The organism is Clostridium sp. SGI.024 (assembly GCF_050315195.1).
In the GTDB taxonomy this organism is placed as follows: Bacteria; Bacillota; Clostridia; order Clostridiales; family Clostridiaceae; genus Clostridium.
Genome location: NZ_JBNPON010000023.1, coordinates 17,615 through 29,655, shown reverse-complemented (window position 1 = coordinate 29,655; position 12,041 = coordinate 17,615). Strand labels below are relative to the sequence as shown.

The following is a 12,041-nucleotide window of genomic DNA, read 5'->3' as shown; positions in this document are numbered from 1 at the left end:
ATTAATACAATGAGAAATTTATTAAACAATATTAAAAACAAGGTTACAAATAGAAAGCAGCAAATAAAAGCAGCACTTATAACACTTTATTTATCTATTGGAATTGCAACGCCAGTATTTGCAGCACCTAATGTTGCTGAAAATGCTTCAAGGTGGTTTCTAGATCAGATATTTTGGGTTGTAATTGGAGTTGCACTTATAGCTGCAGCTAGAGCATATAACAAAAATAACACAGTTAAAATGATTGCTTCAATTGTAATAGGTGGAGTATTATTAGTTTTTGTAAAAAATCCAACTATGCTAGAAAACTTCGGTAACTGGGTTATTGAAATATTTGGGGTGAGGTAATTGGAAGAGATAATTTTAAGAAGCTATAATAAAGTTCACACTGTAGAGCAAAATTGGTACAGCATAGGAAGTATAAAGCTTCCTGCCCCTATTAATCCATCAGTAGCAATATGTTTTTTTTCTTTATCAGTAAGTATTTTATTAATAGATCAATTTGCCAAAATACCAATACCAGGAATGATTAAGTTTGGAATTATTCCATACCTAATAACAAGAAGAATTAAAGAAAATAAAAAGGATGGCAAGAGTTTAATAAAATATTATAAATCTTATATTCCTTTCAGATTTACAGAAAAAATTCAATATGAAAGGTTTAAACCAATTGAAAAGATAGGTAAAATTAAGTTTTTCCATTAAAAAGGGGAATAGATGTGCTTAAATCAAAGCACATCTCCTTTTCATTTTAAGTGGTAATATGAAAAGTTTTTCCTATTAAATTTTAAAAAAATTTTGAAAATTAGTCAAATTTATTAAAAGGAGTGATGAGATGTTTAAATTTCCAATTAAATATTATGATGATAATATAATATTTACCGAAGATGGTTGCTATGGAGCTTTTGAAATTAAAGGGGTAGATTATGAAAATAAAAGTAGAGACAGTAAAATAAGAGTATTAGATAATTTAACTAACTTTTTAGTAGATATAACTACTGAAGCTAAAATACTTATAATACCCACAAAGCAAGAAGTAGATAAGATTATAAGAAAAAATTATAAGGTTATGAATAAAGAAGATCCCTTAGCTGAACTAGCAGAAGTCTATAGTGAAGGCGTAATCGATTATTTAAAGGAAAAAGAAATTACCAAAAAAGCAAAAGATGAAAATGGAAATGAAATTGAATATAGTGAAAAATCTATAGACTATAGAACTATAATTTTAGTTAAATTTGAAGATTTAGCTGAGAATGATATGTTAAAGAAATTAAGACAATGTTTTGAATACCTATTAGATAGCCCTAAAAAGGCTCTAGATTATTTTTTAGGGGTTAGGGATAACAATATACTGCAAAGTAAAATAGAGGCTTTTAAAAAACGTTCTGGGGCTTTTATAAGGCAAAATGAATTAAGAGTTAATTTAAAGGCTCTAAAAAATAAAGATTTGGAATGGCTTTATAGAAGAATTAATAAGAGAGGCCTTGAAAAAGAAGCTGTTAAAACAGGCTTTATTCCTTTGGCAAATTATAATTTAAGAGAAGAAACAAATGATATTGAAATAGATCCATTAACTTTAGATATTAAGTGTTTATTTGAAGGTAAAATATCAAATATTGATAGAGCTTTAAAAATATCAACGGAGGATGGAGATAGTTATCAGTCATTTTTAACACTAACAGAGATGCCTGATTTAAGATTTCCAGGAAGTGAGTATATATTTACTACTCAAGAGTTTAATTTTCCCATTGAAACTTGTATAACTATAAAAAGCTTAAGTAATTTGGAAAGTAAACACTTTGTTAATAGATCTAAAAAGAAGGTTGAATCGGAAATTAATAATGCAAATGAAGTTAATTTAAATGCCAGCGATGATACCTATATAGCCTTAGATGAAGTTAGAGATATGGAAATAGAAGTTAATTCAAGAAAAAAATTAGCAAAGACAACCATATCTTTTTGTATTTCTGCAGATAACAAAGATACTCTTGAGAATAATGTAAGTGATGTTATGACCTTTTATAAAGATTCAAACTTTGGCATTCAAAGATCTGTTGCAGATCAATTAAAGTTATATATGGAATTTATACCAGGAGCAAGTAGATATACTGAAGATTTCGTTAGAATAATGTCTTATAAAACTATAGCAGGAACTGGAATAGGGGTTAGAAGGGAACTAGGAGATGAAGAAGGCTTTTATTTGGGTGAAACTGCTATAGTATCAAGAAAAGTATTTTTAAATATGGCTAGAGCTTGCTTAGAAAATAAAAGTGCATCAGCTACTCTTTATGGGAATCTGGGAACAGGAAAAAGTTTTGCTGCTAATCTTATAGTTCTTCTTCATGTTATATTTGGTGGATATGCACTGATTTTTGATCCCAAAAGCGAAAGAAACAATTGGATTAGGCATTTGCCTTGGTTAGACGGCCTTATAAGCATAGTCAGATTAACAGCAGAAGAAAAGTATATTGGAATGTTAGATCCCTTTAATATCTATAGAGATAGTATTGAGGAAGCTATAGAATTAGCTGTAAACATAGTAATAGAGCTTAATAAATTAGTTCCTAAAGATGATGAATATATAGTTTTAAAAGAAGCTTCAGTTAAAATTAAAGAATCTGAACTTAAATCTATGACAAGACTTATAGAAATACTAGAAGAATACAAAGAAGAAGATGAACTATCTCCTGCAGCAAGAAGATTAGCAAGAAAATTAAGAGCTAATAAGGAAGTTGGTATGTCAAAATTAATATTTGGTACAGGAAAAGAAGAAACTATTAAATTTGATAATAGAATAAATATACTTCAAATTGATAATTTAAAAATACCAGGATTAAATACTAAGAAAGAAGATTATACTGATGAAGAAAATTTATCAAATGTACTACTTATGATTATGGCTCAGTTTGGTAAGAAATTTGCATTAACACCAAGAAATAATTTTAAAATAGTTTTATTTGATGAATCCTGGGTATTAAAAAATTCAGTTGAAGGAATTAAGCTTTATGACTTTTTAACAAGAATGGGAAGATCACTTTTTACAGGTTGTATATTCAACGGGCATTCAGTATTAGATATTCCATCAGAGCAAATAAAAAACACAATATCCTATAAGTTTTGTTTTAGAACAGATGAAATAGAAGAAGCTAAAAGAATGTGTGAGTATCTAAAGATAGATGTTTCAGAAGAAAATATAAACATGATATTAAAATTAGATAACGGAGAGTGTTTATTTAAAGATTTAGATGGAAGAGTTGGTAAATTCAAGTTTGATCCAGTTTTCGGAGATATAACAGAAGCATTTAATACAACTCCAAAAGAAGATAAAAAAGATGAGAATGAGGAAATAGAAAATAAAGATGAAGTTTATGAAGAAAGTTAGTATAGCAATGTTCATAGCTTCTTTTTTTATACCAATAATTATTGTGTTATCAGCAATACTTATTATTGGAACTAATGTAACATCTAATAAAAAGGCAGGTCCAGTAGTACCTTCTGAAAGTGAAAAAGCCTTTATAGAAGCTATGGCTCCAGTAGCACAAGAAAGCTATAAAGAGCATGGAGTACTTCCTTCTATAACTTTAGCACAAGGAATAATAGAGTCGGCCTGGGGAAAATCAGGACTAACAGTACAAGGAAACAACTTATTTGGAATAAAGGCAGATATAAGCTGGACAGGGCCTGTTATAGAAATGAATACTCAAGAATTTGTAAATGGTCAGTATATAACTGTAGTTGCAAGATGGAGAGTGTACGATAGATGGGAAGATTCTATATTAGATCATGGAAAATTTTTAAAAGAAAATATTAGATATGAACAAGCAGGAGTATTTAATGCTAAAAATTATAAAGAACAAGCAGAAGCTTTATTAAGAGCAGGATATGCAACAGATCCTAATTATTCTAATAAGCTCTGTTCTATGATAGAAAGTTATAGCTTAGATCAATATGATAATGTGCAGAATAATACGCAAACGTAAGGGGTGATAGTTTGATTGATTTTTTATATAAAAAGTATACAAACCTAAATAAGAAAAAAGTATTTAAGTTAGTAGCAATATGTGTATTTGTTTATGTTGTATTTAGGGTTTTTGAAAGGGAAGTAAGTGCAGATATCTTTGAAGCTATAGGGGAGCCAAATAACTTTACAGATTTAGTAGGAAATGGAAAATTCTTAGAAAGTCCCTTTAGATCTAATTATTATTTAGATATTAAAAGTGTAAGCTCAGGATTAAAAGGAACTTTTAATGAGTATGGCAATTGGCTTGCTAATATGCTATGGTATGGATTAACTATAATAACATATATGCTTATTATGCTTTTTAATTTAGCCTTTTCAATGGATATATCAGATATGTTTAAAGAAGTGCTAAATACAATAATGACATCATTAAAAAACTCAGTTTTTGATGAGTATTTTATTTTAATAGTTTCTATAGCATTAATTTATATTGCTATATCTTTTTTTAGAAATAACATTGGACAATTATTTAGTAGATTAGGATATATAATACTAACTATTGCAATAATGGGAATGGCAACTAAGTATTCAGCAGATATAGTTTCAGGAATGACTACCTTATCAAAGAGTATAGGAGCAAATTCTATAGTTGCAATAAGTGATAGAGAAACAACGGAAAATAATATAGGCCAAATATCAGGAGAGTTATGGGCCAGTTTAGTTCATACACCCTGGTTAGAGCTTGAGTTTGATGGAAAATATAATTCACTTGAAAACAAAGATGATATAGTGAATAAAATTTTTAGTTTAAAAAAAGAATCTAATGAAAGACAAGAATATATAGATAAGTTAAACGAAGGAAATCCAGAACTATTTAAAGAAAATGCAGGATCAGGGAGAATACTTCCAGCACTTCTTATATCAATAGTAAATATATTCAAAATGTTTGTTATGATAGTTATTGCTCTTGTTCAAATTGTCTTTCAAATTTTAACTATATTATTTGTAATAGCCTTTCCATTTTTACTTTTATTATCAATGTCACCTAGCTTTGGAGGAGTAAACTTAATATCTAATTGGTGGAATCAAATATTAGGCTCTCAATTAGGAATAGTATTAACTTCCTTCCTTTTAGGATTACTTATAAAGATAGATGGGCTTATAGCAACATATTTAGGGAACTTAGGCACTTATGGTTGGTTTGGTATAACTTTAGTTCAAACAGCAATATATATTGGCATTATACTTCAAAGAAAGCAAATATTTAGAGTATTAATGTCCTTGCAAAGTAAAGTTAGTAGATCAGGTGCAGGAGTATGGCGTAATACTATGAGAACAACGGAAAAAGGTATTGATGGATTAAAAAATGCTGGTGGAGCTGCAGCTGATAAAGTTAAAGGAAAAGCTGAAGATTTAAAAGATGCAGTAAGGAAAAAAGCCACTACTTTTGGAGATAAAGTTAGAGCTTTTAACGATGAACACTTTGATAGAGAAACTGTAGGAGATAGGATTAGAAATTATAATAAAGCTAAAGCGGAAGAACAAAGAAAATCTAGAGAATCAGCAGCAAAACAAAAAGCTACAAGAGATAATACAAGCAAAACACAATCAAGGCAAACCCAAGATATAAATAGACAAGAAGGAAAGTCTTATACTACAGATCAAAAAACAAGGCCAAATATAAGACAAAATAAAGAAGAACATATGGATCAAAATATAAATCAAGCTCCTGCAGAACATAATGAAAAAAGAAAGACTGAAGAGAAAGTAGAAAATATTAAAAGACCAAGTATAAATGATTTAGCTAAAAATATAAAAAATAATAATTCAAATAAAAATAATATTGAAGAAATAAGAAAAAATAACCTTAGAAAAACTGATAAAAAAGAAATTCCAATAAATAAAGATATATCATTAAATAGAAAAATAGAAACTGTAGAGCCTAAAGAAATCAATAGTGATAGCATAAATAGAGGAAAAAACAATATTATTGAGACATCAGTAAAAGATAACTCTAGAAATAATGATGTAGAAATAATAAAAGATGTACCTATAAGAAAAAATAATGAGGAAGTGATAATAGAAAGTAGAAATGAAGATGTAGAAGCTGATGAAAGTAACACTATTATCTTAAATAAAAGCACAAATAGAAATGAGAAAATATCTAAGGATATAAATATAAAGAAGGAAAGAAAATCAACTGAAGAAAAGATAAGAAAAGTAGAAAACAATGAAAGAAAAATTATTAAAAATCAGGAAAAAGTAAAAATTAATATAAGTAATATTGATAGAGCAAAGATGTTCAGAAAAAATATTAATAATAAAAAATAAGCTTAATAAAAAGAAAATTAGTTAGATTGCCCCCACAAAAATCAAACTACTTTTCTCAGGTAAAGTATATATACATAAAAGAAAATAAATAAATAAAAAAGGTACTTACCAAACTAATCTACTTCTAGAATAATCAAGCTATTTGTTTGGTACAACAGGAGAATTTAAATGTTCATTTTAATTGTACTATAATTCAAATTAAAAATCAATATTATTGAAAAAATTGAATAAAATGGATAGGAGAAACTATGGTAAATCCTATCCATTTAAATGGAAAGGTAAAAATACTTTATAATTATAGCCTAAAAATAACATTCTAATTCATTATGTAATAAAAATGGATAGGAAAGGTATAGTAAAACCTATCCATTTTTATTACAAAGAAAAGCCCATATATAAATATATATTATTAAAAAAGTAAATATGAAAATTATAGGAGGAATTATGAGAAAAGGGTTAATTTTGAAAGTATTAATGAGTCTATTTATAGTATCGTTAATAGGGTGTACAGATGGCAAAGAGAATAATAATGTAGTATCAACAGAAATAAATGGAGTAATAGAGATTGATTATTTTGATGTGGGACAAGGTGATTCAGCATTGATTCAAGTCAACGGGAAAAATATGTTAATAGATGCTGGAACTAATGATACTGAAGATACATTAGTTCAAATGATAAAAGATGAAGGAATAAAAAAGCTTGATTATGTTATTGGAACTCACCCTCACGAAGATCATATTGGAGGACTTGATAAAGTAATTGATAATTTTGAAGTTGGAGAAATCATAATGCCAGAAGTTAAAAACACAACAAAAACCTTTGAGTCAGTATTAAAATCTGCAGCTAAAAAAGAAAAGAAAATTAAAAAAGCAAAATCAGGAATGGAAATAGACTTAGGTGAAGGAACAAATGTAGAAGTTTTTTCACCAGGAAAAGATAAGTATAAAGAGTTAAATAATTACTCTCCAATTATGAAAATAACATATGGAGAAAACTCATTTTTATTTACAGGTGATGCAGAAAAGGAAGTAGAAAAAGAAGTGATAAATAATGGGTATAACTTAAAATCAGATGTGATAAAAGTTGGGCATCATGGATCTACAACATCAACAACGGAAGAATTTTTAGAGCTAGTGAATCCTGAAATAGCTGTAATATCAGTTGGAAAAGAAAATACTTATGGACATCCTGAAAAGAAGATATTAGATAGGTTAAAAAATAAGAATATAAAAATATTGAGAACTGATGAAATAGGATCAATAGAAGTAATAAGTGATGGAAAAAGTATAAGTATAAATAAATAATTAATTATAGAAAGAAAGTAGGCAGCAACCAGAAAACTAACTACTTTCATATGAGAAATATATATAGAAATATGGTAATATATATATATATATATTATAATTTTTTTATAAAAAAATGATTATCATATAAAAAATACATATAAAATATATTTTTATTATTGCACAAAAGAAGGAAATATTGTAAAATAAAATCGAACATAAGTTCAGATTAGTTTCAAAAGAGTTTTTGTTTAATATAAAATATAAATAAATATTGTATAGTTAATAAAAATAATGTAAAATAAATACAAGAAAATTAAATAATATATTTTTGTTAGAAAACAAAAGTAGCAACGTTTAAAACGCTGCTACTGGCAATCAAATTATTATAAAATATATAATTTGATTAAAATATAAAGTTTTCTAATAAAAAAAAGTTCAAACGATAAAATTAAATGTCTGGAAAACATTTAATTTTATATACTGAAACTGTGGTAGAGACATTACCAAGAACAGCTGTTAGAACTTGTTTTTTTGCAATTAATCATTGTTAATATCATAATAGCATAAGATTAATTGTAAAGCAATATATAAAATTTGGTGATTTCATTATTTTATATATTACTAAGAAAAATAAAGTTTTGATATATGTACTCTTAGGTATTTTGTACCTAGGAGTTTTTTTATTGAAATTTTTTATTAGATTAAAAGGAGGTGTAATGGCCATGAAGATTACAGGGAATTTTATTAAGCAAATGTTTATATACGAGTATACCAATAAAAATGGAGTGTTTAAAAGCGTTTTTGGAATACATGAAGTAGTTCAAGGACCCTTTGCACAAAAAAGAGCAGAAAAGAAACATGAAACACATATAGAAAAATTATTAGCTTATCCTATTAAAAATAGATGGAATAAAGAGTTAAGCCATTTTAGTCTTCAAGGCCATTGTACTTATTTAAGCAAGGAAAAAAGAAATATAAGATCTGAAGAATTAGATGATAGATATTATCCCTTTACTTTAGAATTTGAATCTAGAAAGAAAAAAGAACAATATGAAGTTGCTTTAGAAGCAGCTCAATATATTCAATATTTAATTTATGAACTAGATGTGAATGAAGAAGATATAGTTATTATTATAAATAATTCAAAATCCATTTATGTAATGGTTAATCCTAAGACTTTCAATTTAAAATCTGGAAAGCATATACATAGAATTTATACAGATATGTATAGGACCATAAAAGAAAATGTAAGTTTAAAATATGTGGATGAAAGTGTAGTTAATTCTAGCTATAGATTAATAAAAACACCAGGAAGTTATTACAATGGTGGATATGTAAATTATATTACAGTAAATGAGCTTATGGAGCTAATGACAGGACAGAAAACTAGAGCTCAACTAACTAGAAAGCAAAGAGACATAAGGAAATTAGTGTTACCTAGTATTACTTCCTTTAAGATGACTAAATTATATGAAAATTCTAAAAGGAAAATTGAAAAAGCATTAAAAAATAATAAGAAAGTATTATCTTTACCTGGAGCTTCAGTATACAATAAAGAATGTGTTAAGGCTTTAATAGACATGCCTTTAATGGAAAAGGGTAATAGAAATAATTTCTTAGTTACTATAGCTTTAGGCTTAAAAGAAGCAAATTATAGTAAAAAGGAAATATTAGAAATATTAGAAAGAAAGGCTATAGAGTGGAGACATGATGAAAGCTTAAGAGCAGTTTGTAGCAAATATAAATCAATATTGAATAACAATACTAACTTTTCTTGTGACAAGGTAAAAATGTTATTTGAAGAAGAAGGTTTAAAGCTTAATTGTAAGTCTTGTGGAAAGGCAATAAATAGCATATATATATCAAGAAAGATTATAGAATCTATTTATAACAATAAGGGAGCAATGCGTCATTTTAGACTATATTTAGAATTAGAAAAAGGTAATCTTTTAGACAAGTATTTCAGCTTAGAAGAAGCTAAAATAAATGAAAGAGCATTAAAAGAATTAGTTAAAAAGACTGGTGGAAGATTAGAAAAGAAAGATGGATTACATAGAGTAATTATAAAGAGAGAAAATGCTATTTATAGATTACCAATAGATTATATAGATAAAGCCTTTGATATTTTAAAACAAAAAATAGGAAAGGTATTAATGTTAATAGTAAAATCCTATTCAGGAAACGAGTATGGAGCTTTCATTAGCTTAGATACAGTTAAAATCGCAGAATATCTAGCTTTTAAAAGTGAGAGAAGTGCTTATAATTTCTTAAATAATTTAGAGAAGTTAGGCTTTTTAACAAAAAATAAAAATGGATTTACAGTATATTATAAATCAAGAAAAGTAATAAACTTAGAAGAAGTAAAAGAAACAAAAAGAGTTACAAAAGAAGAGTTAGAAAAGCTTATAGAAGAAAAGAAGGTAGCAAACGGAACACAATTAAAATTCAATTTTGAAAAATTAGAAGCTAGTACAAATATTAAAGAAGAAAAAGGTGAAATTTATATTTTAAGTAAAACTCAAGATATAAAACATAGGCGAGGATCACCACCTTAAAACAAATAATGTTCGTATTTTAATGAAATATTCCAGGTGAAATTCAATAAAAATACGAATAAAGGTAGAAGGTATTAAAGCAATGTAAAAGCTATCTAATAAGCTTTATAAAGGGATTAAAAGCATTATAAAGACGACAAAAGACTCCAGAAATAACGAGAGAATAAACTGAAAGAAAGATAATAAAAAATGACAAAATAAATTACCAATATAAGTAAAATTTACACTGATTGGTGAAAAAATCAAGTTTTAAAACAGCTATAAAGTTAGTAAAAGCAAGGCTTAAGCCTATATATTTTTTCTGAGCATCTAAATATAATATTTATAGGGATTCCCGAAGGGAATTCCTCAGAGATTTATTTATAAATTAAGGGATATATTAACAATATTTAAAAAGCTAAGGATATTTTTTATTAATAAACGAGTATCATATACGAGGATATTGTATAAAGAGTAATAAACAGAACAGAGATATTCCTTCATCAGTAGACCAACTGGAGTCGATTGGGTTCCTATCGATGGAAGGCGGTAGCCACTGGGGCGGCGCGAAAAATTTTTAATAAAGTCGTAAGGTTATTGATTTAGCCAATTGGATTAATAATAAAAAAGGGTTTAAGTAATATTTTTAGGGAGGTTGAGGATTTATGAATAAAAAGTTTAAAGAAATATTAGAAAGGGAAGAAAAAAAGAAACGTAAACCAATAGATAAAACCTTTTATTATTCTGGGGAAAAACTAAAGAAAAAAATTAATGAAGAAGAGCAAATAAGCATGATATTAAATTCAAAAATAAGGGGGAAAAATTAATGGCTAAAAAAGAAGATGTAGTAAAGAATAATGGGTTATCTGAGGTAAATATTCCATACCTTAGTAGCGAAAAAAACACAGCAATATCAAAAGCTATGGCTGATATAGAGAAAGCTTTCGGTAAAGGAGCTGTAATGCTCCTAGGAGCTAAATCAAATGAAGAAGTTGAGGTTATATCAACTGGGTCTATTGGGTTAGATTTAGCTTTAGGAATAGGTGGTGTTCCAAGAGGAAGAGTAATTGAAATTTATGGGCCTGAAAGTTCAGGTAAAACTACTCTAGCTTTACATATTGCTGCTGAAGCACAAAAAAATGGTGGAGAAATAGCAATGGTAGATGCAGAGCATGCATTGGATCCTGTATATGCCAGATCTCTAGGAATAGATACTGATAGATTTATAATTTCTCAGCCTGATAATGGAGAAATGGCTTTAGAAATAGCTGAAGCTTTGATAAAATCCTCAGCTATAGATGTACTTATAATTGATTCAGTAGCTGCATTAGTTCCTAGAGCAGAAATAGACGGAGAAATGGGAGACTCTCATATTGGGCTTCAAGCAAGACTTATGTCTCAAGGATTAAGAAAACTGGTAGGTCTTATTAAAAAGAACAATTGTATTGTCATTTTTATAAATCAACTTAGAGAGAAAGTTGGCACAATGTTTGGAAATCCAGAAACAACACCAGGCGGAAGAGCATTAAAGTTCTATTCTTCTGTTAGACTAGATGTAAGGAAGATAGATTCTATTAAGCAAGGAGAAGGTGTAGTAGGAAATAGAACAAGAGTTAAGGTAATTAAAAATAAAGTTGCTCCACCATTTAAACAAGCAGAATTTGATATTATGTATGGAAAAGGAATAGATAGAATAGGTGAAATTATAGATATTGGTGTAAAAGAAAATATTATAACTAAAAGTGGAGCTTGGTTTAGTTATGGTGAAGAAAGATTGGGACAAGGGAGAGAAAAAGGGAAAGAATATCTAAAGGAAAATCCTGAAATATTAAAGAAAATTGAAAGTCAGTTATATGAAAAAATAAATTCAAAATCAAATGAGAGAGCAGAAAAAATAAATAGCGAAGAATAAGAAAGGAAGAGATCTG

Annotated in this window: 9 protein-coding genes; all 9 read left to right on the top strand. The window is 27.5% G+C overall.

From position 1 onward, the window contains the following. The first annotated feature begins 9 nt into the window (after positions 1–9). The 9 genes from ACQRD5_RS08450 to recA all read left to right on the top strand — a co-directional run bounded on the left by ACQRD5_RS08450 (position 10) and on the right by recA (position 12,025). The gene (locus tag ACQRD5_RS08450; protein WP_427746710.1) at positions 10–348 is read left to right on the top strand and encodes a TcpD family membrane protein; all 339 of its coding nucleotides are present in this window, start codon (positions 10–12) and stop codon (positions 346–348) included. After that, positions 349–705 carry a TcpE family conjugal transfer membrane protein gene (locus ACQRD5_RS08445; protein WP_427746709.1) on the top strand — a complete coding sequence of 119 codons (357 nt, stop codon included), beginning with the start codon at positions 349–351 and terminating at the stop codon, positions 703–705. It abuts the gene before it with no gap. Positions 706–835: 130 nt separating this feature from the next. Then, positions 836–3,382, top strand: a complete 2,547-nt coding sequence (locus ACQRD5_RS08440; protein WP_427746708.1) for an ATP-binding protein — start codon at positions 836–838, stop codon at positions 3,380–3,382. Continuing rightward, a complete protein-coding gene (locus tag ACQRD5_RS08435; protein WP_427746707.1) occupies positions 3,369–3,980 on the top strand; it encodes a glycoside hydrolase family 73 protein in 612 nt (203 codons plus the stop codon). Before ACQRD5_RS08440 ends, ACQRD5_RS08435 begins: the two co-directional genes overlap by 14 nt. Positions 3,981–3,991: 11 nt before the next feature. Then, positions 3,992–6,292 carry a CD3337/EF1877 family mobilome membrane protein gene (locus tag ACQRD5_RS08430; protein WP_427746706.1) on the top strand — a complete coding sequence of 767 codons (2,301 nt, stop codon included), beginning with the start codon at positions 3,992–3,994 and terminating at the stop codon, positions 6,290–6,292. A gap of 444 nt (positions 6,293–6,736) precedes the next feature. Next, complete coding sequence (locus ACQRD5_RS08425; RefSeq protein WP_427746705.1) at positions 6,737–7,597, top strand: ComEC/Rec2 family competence protein; 861 nt, start codon at positions 6,737–6,739, stop codon at positions 7,595–7,597. Positions 7,598–8,301: 704 nt separating this feature from the next. After that, positions 8,302–10,134, top strand: a complete 1,833-nt coding sequence (locus ACQRD5_RS08420) for a hypothetical protein (RefSeq protein ID WP_427746704.1) — start codon at positions 8,302–8,304, stop codon at positions 10,132–10,134. A gap of 644 nt (positions 10,135–10,778) precedes the next feature. Beyond that, positions 10,779–10,940 carry a hypothetical protein gene (locus tag ACQRD5_RS08415; protein WP_427746703.1) on the top strand — a complete coding sequence of 54 codons (162 nt, stop codon included), beginning with the start codon at positions 10,779–10,781 and terminating at the stop codon, positions 10,938–10,940. A gap of 50 nt (positions 10,941–10,990) precedes the next feature. Beyond that, entirely contained in the window at positions 10,991–12,025 is a 1,035-nt protein-coding gene (recA, locus tag ACQRD5_RS08410; RefSeq protein ID WP_427746726.1) for a recombinase RecA, read from the top strand. Positions 12,026–12,041 lie beyond the last annotated feature (16 nt).